This is a genomic window from Streptomyces sp. UC4497, from assembly GCF_054871485.1.
In genome coordinates this window covers 24,067-38,789 of sequence record NZ_JBTYHB010000046.1, presented here as the reverse complement: position 1 = coordinate 38,789, position 14,723 = coordinate 24,067, and the positions used below count along the sequence as shown (strand labels likewise).

Below are 14,723 nucleotides of genomic sequence, written 5' to 3'. Positions count from 1 at the left end.
GCTTGTCTAGTACGAGTGTTTAAGACGTGCGTCTGAACCCCGGTTATGGTGGGGCCATGGGACATCGTGAGGATCTGCTCGAAGGCGCCAAGCGCTGCCTGATGGAGAAGGGGTTCGCGCGCACGACGGCGCGCGACATCGTCAAGGAGTCGGGGACCAATCTGGCCTCCATCGGCTACCACTACGGCTCGAAGGACACGCTGCTCGCGCAGGCGTACGTGGCCCTGGTCGAAGGGGCCTCGGAGGGCTGGGGTGAGCCGCACGAACTGGCGGGCGCGCCGGGCTCGTTGGAGCGCTTTCAGTCCCTGTTGGAGAACGTCGTCGTCGGCCTCGGCAAGCCGGACTCCATGTGGCATCTGAGCATCGAGCTGCTGACGCTCGGCGACAAGATGCCCGCCCTGCGGGAGTATCTGGTGCAGGCTCAGACGGAGGCCGGGCGCGGCTTCATCGGCATGATCATGGGGGAGGAGCCGCCGGCCGACGATCCGCAGGTGGCGACGCTCGGCGGGTTCCTGTCGGTGATGTTCCTCGGGCTCGTCGCCCAGTACACCTTCGATCCGGAGACGTCGCCGTCCGCCGAGCAGCTCACCGTGGGGCTGCGGCAGCTGTTCGAGCTGTCACAGGCGTGACGCCTTCAATCCCATGTGCAGCAGCAGCCGGTCCTCGCCCTCGTCCAGGTCGAGGCCGGTGAGCTGTTCCACCCGGGACAGGCGGTAGTAGAGCGTCTGGCGGTGGATGCCGAGGGCCGCGGCCGTGCGGCCCGCCTGGCCCGCGCAGTCGAGGAACACCTCGGCGGTGCGCGCCAGTTGACGGTGGGTGGGGGAGAGCAGGGGTGCGACCGCGGGGTCGTGCGCGGCCTCCGCGGGGAGCGCGGTCAGCAGCCGGTAGGGGCCGATCGACGACCATTGCGCGTCCGGGCCGAGGCGCGGGTCGGCCAGCGCCGCGCGGGCCGCGGCCGTCGCCTCCTGCCAGGCCGTGGCCAGTTCGGCGAGGTCGTCGCGCGCGGCGCCGATGCCCGCCGCCACCGGGGCACCCGCGCGGGCGCGCAGCTTCGCCGCCGCGGTCAGCGCGGGCGCCAGGGCCTCGCGCGAGCGCAGCCGCACCAGCAGGGCGAGGCACTGGCCCGTCACCCCCCACGGGACCGTGCACAGCGCGTCCGCCGCCGGAATGGTGCGTACAGAAGGAGCGTCGTCGGGGTCCGCGGATGGCCACGGAGCGACGCAGACCACCGTGTGCAGGCCGGGCGCCCGGTCGCCGAGCGCCGTGCGCAGCGCCGCCACCGCCATGTCCCGCTGCCAGCCCCGCTCCGCCGTGAGCACGGAGTGGAACTCGCGGGTCAGGTCCGCGCCCGCCTGCGCCTCGTCGGCGAGCTGCGCGCCGATCCGGCCCGCCACCTCCATCGCCGCATCGAGCTGCTCATCCGTGGGACCCGGATCGTCGTCGAGCAGCCATACGTAGCCGAGGACGAAACCGTGATGGCGTACGGGCAGACAGACGCGGCCGCGGTAGACGCCGGCCTCCGGGGTCGCCGGGATCCGGACCGGCTCCTTGGCGCTCGCGATGCCGAAGCCCTCGAACCAGGAGCGGACCGCCGAGGTCGAGCCGCGCGTCAGGATCGAGCGCGTGCGCACCGGGTCGAGCGCCGCCTCGTCGAAGCCGTCGGTGTCGTCGTCGGCGCTGGCCTGGGCGCCGAAGGCGATGAGGCGGAAGTCGCGGTTCTCGAGGGTCGCCGGGGCGCCGAGCAGCGCCGAGATCTCGTCGACCAGGTCCTGGTAATCGCCTTTCACCCCGCCATTCTCACCCATCCCGGGCCCCTCTTCATACAGATGTCTGAGGTGGCGGCCACAGATGCGTGACAGGTGTCGATGGCACAGGATCGGAGGGATCCTTAGATTTCTGAGTGGTTCTCCGTGCCGTCCCGTTACGCACGGAAATAGACCTTTTGACGTACTGAATCAGTGGTCCGTTCCCACCCGCTCTCAACTCGTGATCCGTGGAGGTGCCCCGTGCTGGCTCCCTTGATCCTCGCCGCGTCGCGCAGCGACAAGATGCGCGCTTTCGTGTCGGCGGCGCCGGGCACCAAGCAGGTCGTCGACCGCTTCATCGCCGGTGAGTCGGTCGACGACGTCGTGCCGATCATCGAGGACGCCGCCGCCAAGGGCCTTGAGGTCACGCTCGACGTCGTCGGTGAGGACATCACCACCGTCGAGCAGTCGCAGGCCGCGCGCGACGCCTATCTGGAGCTGGTCGGACGGCTCGAGAAGCTGGGCCTCGGCACCAAGGCCGAGATGTCCGTGAAGCTGTCGATGTTCGGACAGGCGCTGGAGGGCGGCCACGAGCTGGCCCTCGCCAACGTCCGCCCGGTCGTCGAGGCCGCCGCGAAGATCGGCACCACGGTCACCCTCGACGCCGAGGACCACACCACCCTCGACTCGATGTTCGCCATCCACGAGGAGCTGCGGAAGGACTTCCCGCAGACCGGCTGCGTCATCCAGGCGTACCTGTTCCGCACCGAGGACGACGCCCGCCGCCTCGCCGCCGCCGGAAGCCGCGTGCGCATCGTGAAGGGCGCCTACAAGGAGCCCGCCGAGGTCGCGTACCAGGACAAGGCCGAGATCGACAAGGCGTACGTGCGGATCATGCGCATCCTCATGGAGGGCGCCGGGTACCCGATGATCGGGTCCCACGACCCGCGGCTCGTGGCCATCGCCCAGGAGCTCGCGCGGCAGGCCGGGCGCAAGCTGGACGAGTACGAGTTCCAGATGCTGTACGGGATCCGCAGCGACGAGCACCTGCGGCTCGCCGCCGAGGGGCACCGGATGCGTGTCTACACCGCGTACGGCACCGACTGGTACGGATACTTCATGCGCCGCCTCGCGGAGAAGCCGGCCAACCTGCTCTTCTTCGCCCGCTCGGTCCTCACCAAGGGCTGACCCCAGGGCCGAACACCGGGCCCGACCCCACCAAGCTTCCCGTTCCGTCCCCAACTCCCCGACCCCCGAAGGAGATACGGACCCATGACCCTCGACGCCGTGACCCAGGTCCCCGCCCCGGTCAATGAGCCGGTGCACGGCTACGCCCCCGGTTCCCCGGAGCGCGCCCGCCTGGAGGCCAAGCTCAAGGAGCTGGCCGACAACCCGATCGAGCTGCCCTGCACCATCGGCGGCGTACGTCGGATGGGCGGCGGCGAGCGCTTCGACGTCGTGCAGCCGCACAACCACAAGTCCGTCATCGGTACGTACGCCAACGCCACCGAGCAGGACGCCCAGGACGCGATCGACGCCGCCCTGGCCGCCGCCCCGGCCTGGCGCGCGACGTCCTTCGACGACCGCGCCGCGATCATCCTGCGCGCCGCCGAGCTGCTGTCCACGAAGTGGCGCGAGACGATGGCCGCCTCGACGATGCTCGGCCAGTCGAAGACCGCGCAGCAGGCCGAGATCGACACTCCCTGTGAGCTCATCGACTTCTGGCGCTTCAACGTCCACTACGCCCGCAACCTGCTCGCCGAGCAGCCGCCGGCGAACTCCACGGGCGTGTGGAACCGCATGGACCACCGCCCGCTCGAGGGCTTCGTCTACGCGATCACGCCGTTCAACTTCACGGCCATCGCGGGCAACCTGCCGACCGCGCCGGCGCTGATGGGCAACGTCGTCGTGTGGAAGCCGTCCCCGACGCAGACCCACGCCGCGGTGCTGCTGCTCCAGCTCCTGGAGGAGGCCGGCCTGCCGAAGGGTGTCATCAACCTGGTGACGGGTGACGGTCTCGCCGTGTCCGAGGTCGCGCTCAACCACCGTGACCTGGCCGGTATCCACTTCACCGGTTCGACCAAGACCTTCCAGCACCTGTGGAAGACGGTCGGCAACAACATCGAGAAGTACCGCACCTACCCGCGGCTCGTCGGCGAGACCGGCGGCAAGGACTTCGTCGTCGCGCACCCGAGCGCCGACCGTGCCGTCCTCAAGACGGCCCTGACCCGTGGCTCCTTCGAGTTCCAGGGCCAGAAGTGCTCGGCGACCTCGCGTGCGTACATCCCGGCCTCCATCTGGAACGACGGGTTCAAGGAGGAGTTCGCGGCCGAGGTCGACGGCATCAAGATGGGTGACGTCACCGACCTGTCGAACTTCATCGGCGCGCTCATCGACGACCGTGCGTTCGCCAAGAACAAGGCGGCGATCGACCGGGCGAAGTCCGACGAGTCCTGCACGATCGTCGCCGGTGGTACGTACGACGACTCCGTCGGCTACTTCGTGCGTCCGACGGTCGTCGAGTGCTCGGACCCGGCCAACGAGGTGTTCTCCACGGAGTACTTCGGTCCGTTCCTCGCCGTGCACGTGTACGAGGACGACCAGTACGACGCCATGCTGGAGCAGATGGAGTCGGCGTCGGACTACGCGCTCACCGGCTCGGTCGTCGCGAACGACCGGGCGGCCGCGGCCCACACGATGGAGAAGCTGCGGTACGCCGCGGGCAACTTCTACATCAACGACAAGTCGACCGGGGCGGTTGTGGGGCAGCAGCCGTTCGGTGGTGGGCGTGCGTCCGGTACGTGTGACAAGGCGGGGGCGCCGCAGAACCTGCAGCGGTGGACGCTGACGCGGGCCATCAAGGAGACGTTGGTTCCGCCGACGGACTACGTGTACCCGCACATGGGCTGAGCGCCTCTGTAGCGGTGCCGCCCCCGGTCGAGGTGTTCCCTCGACCGGGGGCGGCTTTGCGTGGACCGTCCCTACGCCACGGGGCTCCGCCCCGGCCCCCGCGCCTCAAACGCCGGCGGGGCTGGAATTGTCCACCCGCCCCCTCCGGGGGCTTCGGTCGGCCCTCGTCGCCTTGGGCAATCTGCCGCCTTGGGCGGCAGGGTGGGCAAGGCGGCGCCACGGTGCCGCGCATCCCTCACGACGGGGCCCGTCCCGGTGCCGTTCAGGGCACCGTCAGGACGATCTTGCCCTGGGTGTGGCCCGAGGCGCCCAGTTCGTGGGCCTTGGGGGCTTCCTCCAGGGGGAGGGTCGCCGAGACGTGGGCGCGGAGGCGGCCCGCCGCCATCAGGGCCGCGACCTTGCGCAGGGTGCCGCCCGAGGGCTGGACCGAGATGGAGGCGAAGCGGACGCCGCGGGTCTCGGCGTCCTCCTGGGTGACGCCGGGGTCCCAGAGCATCGCCGAGACCAGGAGGCCACCGGGGCGCAGGGTGACCAGGGTGCGCGGGCCGTAGTCGCCACCGATCAGGTCGAGGGCCACGTCCACGTCACGCAGGGAGTGGGCGAAGTCCGTGGTCGTGTAGTCGATGGGCTCGTCGACGCCGAGTTCGCGCAGGAAGTCGTGCTTGTCGGCGCCCGCGGTAGCGATCACGTACGCCCCCTCGGCCTTGGCGATCTGCACCGCCACGTGCCCGACGCCGCCGCCCGCCGCATGGATCAGCACCCGCCGACCGGGACCTATCTGCCCGATGTCGACGAGCGCGGCCCATGAGGTGAGCGCCGCCGCGGGCAACGCCGCCGCCTGGACGTGATCGACATTGCCCGGCTTGGGCGCCAGTTGTTCGGTGCGGATCACGACGTACTCGGCGTAGCCCCCGCCCCGGATCATGGCGAACACCTCGTCGCCCGGCCGGAATTCGGTGACGTCCTGGCCCGCCGACTCGACGACGCCCGAGACGTCCCAGCCGAGCGTGAACGGCGGATCGCCGAAGAGCGGCGCGTCGCCGGAGCGCGCCAGCCGGTCCACCGGGTTCACCCCCACGGCCCGCACCCGGACCAGTACCTCGCCCGCCCGCGGCTCGGGCCGCTCCACCTCCACCACTTCGAGCACCTCGGGTCCGCCGAGCCGGCGCTGACTGATGACGCGCATGGTGGGACTCCTCCCCAGGGTCGGCCCGGCCATCGCGGCCCGGCCGGTACTGGCTCCATCGTGGGACGTGGGCGGCGACCGCGCCATGCCGCGGGGAGCGCCATGTCCGGGCGTCGGCGAAAGGTCCGCACCGTAGCACCGTTCCAAGCAACTCCCGGGCAGATTCGGGTAGTTGGTGCCATGGGCGGTCCGGGCGGCCGACGAAGGGCTTTACTGTGACCCGCATCACATGATGCGTCCGCTCGGCAGAAGCAGAAGGGGACCGCCATGAACGCGTGCGATCTGACGGGACGCAAGGCGCTGGTGACAGGGGGCGCCCAGGGGCTCGGGGCGGCCGCGGCCGAGGCGCTCGTGTGCGAGGGTGCCGCCGTCGTCATCGCCGACATCCAGGAGGACGCGGGCCGCGCCGCCGCCGAGACGTTGCAGAAGGCGGGCGGCGCGGCGACGTTCGTCCCGCTCGACGTGGCCGACGACGAGAGCTGGGAGACGGCCGTCGGCCGCGCCGTGGACGAGCTCGGCGGCCTCGACGTCCTCGTCAACAACGCCGGTGTCGAGATCTCGGGTCTTGTCGTCGACCTCGACCCGCAAGACCTCCGCAGGATGCTCGACGTCAACGTCCTCGGCGTCGCGCTCGGCCTCAAGCACGCCTTCCGGGCGATGCGCCCGGGCGGCCGGGCCGGCCGGGGCGGTGCGGTCGTCAACATCTCGTCGGTGGCCGCGACGATCCCCTTCCCCGGCATCGCCGGATATGCCGCGACGAAGTCCGCGGTCGACCGGCTGACCCGGGTGGCCGCCCTGGAGTCCGGCAAGCTGGGTTACGGCGTGCGGGTCAACTGCCTCTACCCGGGCCTGGTTCCCACGGCGATGGGTACCCGCCTCGCCCGGGACATGGAGACCCTGGGGCTGTGGCCGAGCGCGGAGGCGGCCGTGGGGGACGTCATCGCACGGACCCCGCTCGGGCGGCTCGGCGAGGCCACGGACATGGCCGACGCGGTCGTCTTCCTCGCCTCCGACGCCGCCCGCTTCATCACCGGCGCGGGGCTTCCGGTCGACGGCGGCATGGGCATGTGAGGCAGGTGTGACCCGAGGGTCGATTCCCGGTTGGCACGGATTCGGGATATGCCAATTCTCTCGTGCGGCGCGGAGTTGTGCTCTAAAGTCCCGAACGCCCCCTCGGCCGACAGAGCTGGCGCGACGATGATGACTTCTCAAGAAGAGATGACTTCGCAAGAAGAAATGCGATTCCTTTCACCGGGTACGGGCACAGGCGTGGGCACGACCTTCGGAGAGGACGCGCGCCGAATTTCCGGGGAACTCGCGAGCCATGGCACAACTGTTCTCTTCTGTTTCCTGTTACTGGCGGCGATCGGCGCCGCCGTGGTGCGGCTCCGTCATCAGGCGCGGGCGCTCCATTCACTGCGGACGGTGACGCGCACCCTCCAGGAGGGGCTGCTGCGCCCGCTGCCGGGCCGGGTGGGCGGGCTGCGCACGGAGGTCCGCTACCTGGCGGCGCAGCGCGAGGCCCGGATCGGCGGGGACATCTACGACGTCGCCGGTACGCCCTTCGGGGTGCGGCTGCTCATCGGCGACGTGATGGGCAGCGGCATGCCGGCGGTCGGCACCGCCCTGGACGCCCTCGGCGCCTACCGCGAACTGGTCCAGTGCGAGGCCCGGTTGACCGTGGTGGCCCAGCGTATGGACGCGGCGCTGGCCCGCCGTGAGCACAGCGAGGACTTCGTCACCGCGCTGCTGCTCGGCACGAACGGCGACGACGGAGAGCTCGAACTGGTCTGCTGCGGCCACCCGCCGCCCCTGCTGATCCGCGGGCGCCGCGCCACCTTCGTGGATTCCGTGCCGCCGTCACCGCCGCTCGGCCTGATCCGGCTGCAGAACGAGTGGTGCCGGTCGAGCACGATGTCCCTCGCCGCGGGCGACCGGCTGCTGCTCTACACCGACGGAGTCACCGAGGCGCGGAGCGGCAGCGGGGAGTTCTATCCGCTCGCGGAACGCGCGGTGGCCCTTTACGACCGCGATCCCGGGACGTTCCTCGACGCGCTCTCGGCGGACCTGATCCGCCATGTGAAGGGGCGACCGAAAGACGATGCCGCACTCCTTCTGGTCGACTACGGAGATATTCGGGCGGAAGACGGCCAATTTCGGTCGCACAGCCCTCGGTTGACCCGAGGTTCCCAGGCGGTCCGTATTCCCGGAATCGATGAATACCGCACACGAAGTGATCTGCGCGAGACGAGGTAATCGTGGCCCACCAGCTGCCGACGGAGCACACCCCATTCATCGGACGCCGCCACGAACTCGCCCGGTTGCGACAGCTGAGTGCGCGCTCCCGGCTGGTGACGGTCACCGGGCTCGGCGGGATCGGGAAGACCCGCCTCGCCCTACGTGCCGCGGCCGACGTCGCGGACGGGTTCGCCGACGGCGCCTGGTGCGTCGAGCTCCACGAACTCCAGGACCCCGAACTGCTCGTGCACGCGGTCACCACGGCCCTGCACGCCACCGACCACACGACCAGGCCCCAGCACGAGGTGCTCACCGGGCACCTCGCCGACAAGCACCTGCTGCTCGTCCTCGACACCTGCGAACACCTCATCGAGGCCTGCGCGGAGCTCGCCGCGCGGCTCCTCGCCGCGGCCCCCGGGCTGCACATCCTCGCCACCAGCAGGCAGCCCCTCGGCCTGGCGGGGGAGGAGATCTTCGCCGTCGCGCCGATGTCCGTCGCGGCCGACGCGGTGCGGCTCTTCGCGCAGCGCGCCCACGCGGCCCACCCGGAGTTCCGGATCACCGCCCGCGCCAGGCCGGTGGTGGAGCGGATCTGCGCGCGCCTCGACGGCATTCCGCTCGCGATCGAACTCGCGGCGGGGCGGCTGCGCGGAGAGGAGACCGAGGAACTCCTCGCGCTTTTGGAGGACCGCTTCCAGCTCGTCCGCGACGAGCCGGAGTACACCGGCCGGCACAGCACGCTGCGGACGACCATCGGCTGGAGCCACGAACTCTGCCTGCCCGCCGAGCGGTTGCTCTGGGCCCGCCTCTCCGTCTTCGCCGGCAGCTTCTCCCGGGGAGCCGCCGAGAAGGTGTGCGCCGACGCCGCCCTGGAGCGCTCGGCCATCGGCCCCCTGCTCCTGGGACTCGTGGAGAAATCCCTGCTCGTACGCGAAGACGGCCCGGGCGGCGAGAAGTTCAGGCAGCTCGACACCGTCCGGGGCTACGGCGCCGAGTGGCTGCGGCGGCTCGGCGAGGAGCAGTGCGTGCGCGCCCGCCATCTCGCCTGGTGCCAGGAGTTCGCCGTGCAGGGCGAGGCGGTGTGGTTCGGTCCCGGCCAGACCGCCGTGTTCCGCACCACCCGGCGCGCGCACGCACAGCTCCTCGCCGCGCTCGACTTCGCCCTGTCCACACCGGGCCAGGAGCGGGCCGGGGCGCGGCTCGCCGGGACGCTCTGGTTCTACTGGGTCGGCTGCGGGCTCCTCAGCGACGGCCGCTACTGGGTCGACCGCGCGCTCGCCGCGGTCCCGGGGCCGCACCCGGAGCGGCTCAAGGCGCTGTGGGTCGGCGGCTACATCGCCATCCTCCAGGGGGACGCGCGGCCCGCCGCGGCCATGCTCACCGAGTGCAGGGCCGAATCCCTGCGCGCCGATGACGACGAGGCGTACGCGTACTCCACCCACCGCCTGGGGTGCGCCGCGCTGATGCGCGACGAACACGCCACGGCGGAGCGGTACTTCAGGGCGTCGCTGGCCAGCTACGCCGAGCTGGGCGAGCTCGACAGCAACGTCATGATGGCCCGCATCGAGCTGGCCATGGCCCTCGCGTTCCAGGGCGACCTCGCGGCGGCCGTCCCGCTGTGCGAGGAGGCCCGCGCCACCTGCGAGGAGCACGGCGAACGCTGGGCGAAGGCCTACGCCCTCTACGTCCTCTCCTTCGCCGCCTGGGCCGGGGGCCGCAGCGAGGAGGCCATGCGTCTGGCCGACGACTGCCTGGTCATCAACTACGAGTTCCGCGACCTGGTCGGGGTCGTGCTGCCCGTCGAGGTCATCGCCCTGCTGTGGGCCTCGCGCGGCGACTGCGAGCAGGCGGCCGTGCTCCAGGGCGCGGCGCGCCGGATCTGGGACCGGGTGGGCCTGCCCCTGTTCGGCTCCGTGTACTTCAACGCGCCGCACGACACCGCCGTCGCGCTCGCCCGCGAGTCCCTCGGAGACCAGGGGTACGAGGCGGCGTTCGAGCGGGGCGGCGGGCTGGGCCTCGAAGAGGTGGTCGCGCTGGCTCTCGGCCACGCCCAGGAACCAGTGCGCACACAGTGACTGGTGGGACGGGTGAGGTGAGGTCCGTCTCAGATAGTAGGAAGTCCGAGTAATTGTGGAGACAGAAGCAGAGACCTGTCCTAGCTTTGTAGAAGCCGAACGACTCGCCCGATCCGGCGAATGGCGGCCGCGAGCCGGAGCACCTGGCAGGCAACCCCTGCAGCTCCTGCTTCCCGCCCTTCCGGCGCCTCGAAATCCCCTTGCGCACATTGGCGCGCGAGGATTCCCACGGATCTCAAGGAGTCGATCCCTCATGGCCACTGCGACGCCCGTCCGCCGCCGAGTCCGTCACGTCTCCCCGTCGAGCGAAGCCGACCGCCAGGCCGCCAGGACCGCGGCCGCCGCCCTCCAGCGCGCGCTGGACCGCAGGGACAACGGCGGCGAGACCGGACACTGAGCCGCCTCAGGACCCCTCCCGGAAACCGCTCTCAGGACCCCCTCTTCACCTCGAAGTGGTCGATGCGCTCGCCGGTCTCGGCCAGCGCCGACACCTTCATCCGGCCCTTGTCCACCTCCACCGCGAGGAACGAGAAGCCGGTGTACCGCACCCGGGACCACTCCACGGTGTCCGGGTCGGGCAGGCGTGACGTGGTCCAGTGGAAGGTGACGATCGACTCCCGGTCGTTCACGTTGCCCTCGTAGCTGTCCTTCACGCCCGGCCCGAAGCCGTAGAGGTCCTTGCCGGCGCCGCCCGCGGTGACGTACACGATGCCGTCGCGCGTCGGATCGGTCGACGCGCCGACCGGCACCGGCTTGCCGACCTCCCCGTTCCCGTTGCCCTTGATCGCGTCGGTGCGCTCGTAGACGTGGTTGTGCCCGTTGATCACCAGATCCACCTGGTGCTTGGCGAACAGCGGCACCCACGCGTCGCGCACCCCGCCGTCCGAGGCGTGCGTCGACGTCGAGTACGCGCAGTGGTGGAAGAAGACGACCACGAACTCGATGTCGTCCCGCGCCCGAAGCTCACCGAGCCGCTTGTCGAGCCAGGCGGTCTGCTTCCCGTCCAGGTAGCCCTTGTTGGCGGGGATCTCGTACGAGACGTCGTTCGCGTCGAGCGCGACCACGCCGACACTGCCGTACGTGAAGGAGTAGACGCCGGGCGCCTTCTCCGGGTCCGGGCCGTTCTCGGGCAGCGACCAGCGAGCGCTCTGGCCGCCGTAGCCATTCGGCGAATACCAGGCCTCCATGTCGTGGTTCCCGGTCGTCACCATCCACGGCACCGACTTCGCGACCGTCTCCGTCTGCGCGAGGAACTGGTCCCACACGCGCGCGTCGTACGTGTCCGACTCCTTGCCGTGGCCGCTGCTGTCGGCGTAGCAGATGTCGCCCGCGTGCAGGTGGAAGGACGGGTTCTGGCCGAGGATCACCTGGTCGTTGGCGAGCGCGTCGTAGCTGACGCCCTGGTCGCCGAAGGCCGTGAAGACGAACGACTCCGGGGCGGCCGGCGCCGTACGGAACGTGCCGAGCGTGCCCAGGCGCTCCGCGTCCGCCGGGTCGAAGCCGTCGTGGCCGACGCCGTAGTAGTACGTCGTGCCGGGCCTGAGGTTGTCGAGCGCCGCGTGCAGATAGAGCTGCTCGACCTCGGGGAGCTTCTTCGACAGGGACGGCGTGTGCAGGGCGCGCACCTCCGCCGGGATCTTCCGGCTCAGCTCCCAGGGCTTCGACCCCACCCGCAGATACGGATTCTTGACCGCGAACGGCACCTGCCACGAGATCCGCATCTGCGTCTTCGGGTCCGCGCCGAAGGCGAGATGCCGGCCGAAGGGGGCCACGAGGGAGCCGTCCACCTGAGCCGCGGCCGCCCGCGACGGCAGCAGCGGCGCCGCGTACGCGCCCGTCGCCGAGCCACCGCCGAGCAGCGCGGCCCCGCCCACCGAGGCCGCGGCCCCCGTCAGGGCGCGGCGCCTGCTGAACTTCCGCCGCAGGTAATCGTGTTGCTCGGGCATGCTCAGGCGCCGGGCGAGGTGTTCGGGGATGCCGACATTGGGGGTGTCAGGAGCGGTGGTCATGAGAGGGAACTTCCCAGTAACTTCCAACTACCGCCATACGTAAGGGTGAACAGAAAGCGGCGACTCGGCAGCCGTCCACATCATGGACACCGCGTGTCATCCCATGGGACGAGGAGTACGGTGCTCGCATGTCTCGCAGCATCAATCTCGCAGTGATCCCCGGTGACGGCATCGGCCAGGAGGTCGTGGCCCAGGGTCTCAAGGTCCTCTCCGCCGTCCTTCCGCAGGATGTGAAGCTGGAGACCGAGGAGTACGACTTCGGCGCCAAGCGCTACCACGCCTCCGGTGAGACCCTCACCGACGCCGACCTCGACTCGCTCAAGAAGCACGACGCGATCCTGCTCGGCGCCATCGGCGACCCGTCGGTGCCGTCCGGCGTCCTGGAGCGCGGCTTCCTGCTCAAGCTCCGCTTCGCGTTCGACCACCACGTCAACCTGCGTCCGTCGAAGCTCCTTCCGGGTGTTTCGACCCCGCTCGCGGGCGAGCCGGACATCGACTTCGTCGTCGTCCGCGAGGGCACCGAGGGCCCGTACACGGGCAACGGCGGCACGATCCGCAAGGGCACCGAGCACGAGGTCGCCACCGAGGTCTCCGTCAACACCGCGTTCGGTGTGGAGCGCGTGGTCCGTGACGCGTTCGCCCGCGCCCAGGCCCGCCCCCGCAAGAAGCTCACGCTGGTCCACAAGAACAATGTGCTGACCTTCGCGGGCCACCTGTGGACGAACATCTTCAACAAGGTGGCCAAGGAGTTCCCCGAGGTCACCACCGACTACATCCACGTCGACGCCGCGACGATCTACCTCGTCACCGACCCGGCCCGCTTCGACGTGATCGTCACCGACAACCTCTTCGGCGACATCATCACCGACCTCGCCGCGGCCGTCTCCGGCGGCATCGGCGTCGCGGCCTCCGGGAACATCAACCCGAGCCGCGAGTTCCCGTCCATGTTCGAGCCCGTGCACGGCTCGGCCCCGGACATCGCGGGCCAGGGCAAGGCCGACCCGAGCGCCACGATCCTCTCGGTCGCCCTCCTCCTGCGCCACCTCGGCTACGAGGCCGAGGCCGCGCGCATCGAGACCGCGGTCTCCGCGGACCTCGGCGAGCGCGGCGACTCCGTGCGCTCCACCGACGAGATCGGTGACGCCCTCGTCGCCCGAGTAGTAGCCGGCTGACCCGGCGCTCACCATTACGGCAGCAGCCGCCGGGTCGCATACAGCACCCGGCGGCTGTTCCTGTGCGGCCCCTGGGTGCGACCATCAACCCATGGGCCGCTTCGCGTACCCGTACTCAACAGGGCAATTTCCGAGCACACCCCGCCTCGCGCGATAATCGAACGTGGGGCCGCGATGTACGTGGAAGCTCGGACGTCCTAGTACCAGGAGTGCAGGCGTGAACGCGGTCCGTCACAACCAACGGTGAAGGACACGCAACCATGACGACGCCCACGATCGAGCTCAAGCCCACCGCCACCCCGCTGTCCGCCGCGCAGCGCGAGGAGATCCTGGCCAACCCGGGATTCGGCCGCCACTTCACCGATCACATGGTGACGGTCAAGTGGACCGAGGGGCGGGGCTGGCACGACGGGCAGCTGGTGCCCTACGGACCGCTCTCCCTCGACCCGGCCACGAACGTCCTGCACTACGCGCAGGAGATCTTCGAGGGCCTCAAGGCCTACCGTCAGCCCGACGGCACCGTCGCCACCTTCCGGCCCGACATGAACGCCAAGCGCTTCCAGCACTCCGCCTGGCGCCTCGGCATGCCCGAGCTGCCGGTCGAGACCTTCGTCGAGGCCTGTGACCTGCTCGTCCAGCAGGACAAGGACTGGGTGCCCGCGCACGGCGGCGAGGAGTCCCTCTACCTGCGTCCGTTCATGATCGCGACGGAGATCGGCCTGGGCGTGAAGCCCGCCAACGAGTACCTCTTCATCGTCATCGCCTCGCCCGCCGGCGCGTACTTCTCCGGCGGCGTGAAGCCCGTCTCCATCTGGCTCTCCGAGGACCGCGTGCGCGCCGTCCCCGGCGGCGTCGGCGATGCCAAGACCGGCGGCAACTACGCGGCGTCCCTGCTCGCGCAGGCCGAGGCCGCCGCCAAGGGTTGCGACCAGGTCGCCTACCTCGACGCCGTCGAGCACAAGTGGGTCGAGGAGCTGGGCGGCATGAACCTGTACTTCGTGTACGGGAACAAGATCGTCACGCCGACCCTCACCGGTTCGCTGCTCGCGGGCGTCACCCGTGACTCGCTGCTCCAGGTCGCCCGCGACCTCGGCTACGAGTCGGAGGAGCGCCGCATCTCCATCGACGAGTGGCAGTCCGCCACCGAGTCCGGCGAGCTGACCGAGGTCTTCGCCTGCGGCACCGCCGCCGTCATCACGCCCGTCGGCACGGTCAAGCGCGCGGGCGCCGAGTGGACGCAGTCCGGCGGCGAGGCCGGCGAGGTCACGATGAAGCTGCGCAACGCGCTCCTGGACATCCAGCGCGGCAAGTCCGAGGACAAGCACGGCTGGATGCACGAGCTGGGCTAGTCCGCGTCTCGTATCTGGCCGTCGGCCCCCGTCCCGCAC

General features: G+C 70.4%; 12 protein-coding genes. 9 read left to right on the top strand and 3 right to left on the bottom strand.

Annotation, left to right across the window (positions count from 1 at the left end; translation table 11 throughout):
• Positions 1-56 precede the first annotated feature (56 nt).
• Complete coding sequence (locus ACYSUO_RS37690; protein WP_461780711.1) at positions 57-629, top strand: TetR/AcrR family transcriptional regulator; 573 nt, start codon at positions 57-59, stop codon at positions 627-629.
• Here ACYSUO_RS37690 and ACYSUO_RS37685 read toward each other — a convergent pair.
• The gene (locus tag ACYSUO_RS37685) at positions 618-1,805 is read right to left on the bottom strand and encodes a PucR family transcriptional regulator (RefSeq protein ID WP_461780710.1); all 1,188 of its coding nucleotides are present in this window, start codon (positions 1,803-1,805) and stop codon (positions 618-620) included. The genes ACYSUO_RS37690 and ACYSUO_RS37685 overlap by 12 nt on opposite strands.
• A 201-nt stretch (positions 1,806-2,006) precedes the next feature.
• On the opposite strand from ACYSUO_RS37685, the gene ACYSUO_RS37680 reads away from it, so the two are divergent.
• Both ACYSUO_RS37680 and pruA read left to right on the top strand, forming a co-directional pair.
• Positions 2,007-2,933, top strand: a complete 927-nt coding sequence (locus ACYSUO_RS37680) for a proline dehydrogenase family protein (RefSeq protein ID WP_461780709.1) — start codon at positions 2,007-2,009, stop codon at positions 2,931-2,933.
• A gap of 84 nt (positions 2,934-3,017) precedes the next feature.
• Complete coding sequence (gene pruA / locus ACYSUO_RS37675) at positions 3,018-4,655, top strand: L-glutamate gamma-semialdehyde dehydrogenase (protein WP_461780708.1); 1,638 nt, start codon at positions 3,018-3,020, stop codon at positions 4,653-4,655.
• Between the two features lie 262 nt (positions 4,656-4,917).
• Here the strand turns inward: pruA and ACYSUO_RS37670 are convergent, their stop codons facing one another.
• Entirely contained in the window at positions 4,918-5,841 is a 924-nt protein-coding gene (locus ACYSUO_RS37670) for an NADP-dependent oxidoreductase (protein ID WP_461780707.1), read from the bottom strand.
• Positions 5,842-6,108: 267 nt separating this feature from the next.
• On the opposite strand from ACYSUO_RS37670, the gene ACYSUO_RS37665 reads away from it, so the two are divergent.
• The 4 genes from ACYSUO_RS37665 to ACYSUO_RS37650 all read left to right on the top strand — a co-directional run bounded on the left by ACYSUO_RS37665 (position 6,109) and on the right by ACYSUO_RS37650 (position 10,551).
• Positions 6,109-6,912: an SDR family NAD(P)-dependent oxidoreductase gene (locus tag ACYSUO_RS37665; protein ID WP_461780706.1), complete on the top strand. Its 804-nt coding sequence runs from the start codon at positions 6,109-6,111 to the stop codon at positions 6,910-6,912.
• Between the two features lie 354 nt (positions 6,913-7,266).
• Positions 7,267-8,097 (top strand): PP2C family protein-serine/threonine phosphatase, encoded by an 831-nt coding sequence (locus ACYSUO_RS37660; RefSeq protein ID WP_461780705.1) that lies wholly within the window; start codon positions 7,267-7,269, stop codon positions 8,095-8,097.
• Between the two features lie 2 nt (positions 8,098-8,099).
• A complete protein-coding gene (locus ACYSUO_RS37655) occupies positions 8,100-10,154 on the top strand; it encodes an ATP-binding protein (protein WP_461780704.1) in 2,055 nt (684 codons plus the stop codon).
• Between the two features lie 253 nt (positions 10,155-10,407).
• Entirely contained in the window at positions 10,408-10,551 is a 144-nt protein-coding gene (locus ACYSUO_RS37650) for a hypothetical protein (RefSeq protein ID WP_266714423.1), read from the top strand.
• Between the two features lie 31 nt (positions 10,552-10,582).
• On the opposite strand, the gene ACYSUO_RS37645 is transcribed toward ACYSUO_RS37650, so the two are convergent.
• Positions 10,583-12,163: a purple acid phosphatase family protein gene (locus ACYSUO_RS37645; RefSeq protein ID WP_461780703.1), complete on the bottom strand. Its 1,581-nt coding sequence runs from the start codon at positions 12,161-12,163 to the stop codon at positions 10,583-10,585.
• A 128-nt stretch (positions 12,164-12,291) separates the two neighbouring features.
• Here ACYSUO_RS37645 and ACYSUO_RS37640 point away from each other — a divergent pair, with 128 nt between their 5' ends.
• Positions 12,292-13,335 (top strand): 3-isopropylmalate dehydrogenase, encoded by a 1,044-nt coding sequence (locus ACYSUO_RS37640; RefSeq protein ID WP_461780702.1) that lies wholly within the window; start codon positions 12,292-12,294, stop codon positions 13,333-13,335.
• Between the two features lie 260 nt (positions 13,336-13,595).
• On the top strand, positions 13,596-14,684 hold the full coding sequence (locus ACYSUO_RS37635; RefSeq protein ID WP_461780701.1) for a branched-chain amino acid aminotransferase: 1,089 nt from the start codon (positions 13,596-13,598) through the stop codon (positions 14,682-14,684).
• Positions 14,685-14,723 lie beyond the last annotated feature (39 nt).

Bases quoted from the DNA above. Each gene is read 5' to 3' on its own strand.
- ACYSUO_RS37690 (WP_461780711.1), top strand. From the start codon at position 57: ATGGGACATCGTGAGGATCTGCTCGAAGGCGCCAAGCGCTGCCTGATG.
- ACYSUO_RS37685 (WP_461780710.1), bottom strand. From the start codon at position 1,805: ATGGGTGAGAATGGCGGGGTGAAAGGCGATTACCAGGACCTGGTCGAC.
- pruA (WP_461780708.1), top strand. From the start codon at position 3,018: ATGACCCTCGACGCCGTGACCCAGGTCCCCGCCCCGGTCAATGAGCCG.
- ACYSUO_RS37670 (WP_461780707.1), bottom strand. From the start codon at position 5,841: ATGCGCGTCATCAGTCAGCGCCGGCTCGGCGGACCCGAGGTGCTCGAA.
- ACYSUO_RS37665 (WP_461780706.1), top strand. From the start codon at position 6,109: ATGAACGCGTGCGATCTGACGGGACGCAAGGCGCTGGTGACAGGGGGC.
- ACYSUO_RS37650 (WP_266714423.1), top strand. From the start codon at position 10,408: ATGGCCACTGCGACGCCCGTCCGCCGCCGAGTCCGTCACGTCTCCCCG.
- ACYSUO_RS37645 (WP_461780703.1), bottom strand. From the start codon at position 12,163: ATGACCACCGCTCCTGACACCCCCAATGTCGGCATCCCCGAACACCTC.
- ACYSUO_RS37640 (WP_461780702.1), top strand. From the start codon at position 12,292: ATGTCTCGCAGCATCAATCTCGCAGTGATCCCCGGTGACGGCATCGGC.
- ACYSUO_RS37635 (WP_461780701.1), top strand. From the start codon at position 13,596: ATGACGACGCCCACGATCGAGCTCAAGCCCACCGCCACCCCGCTGTCC.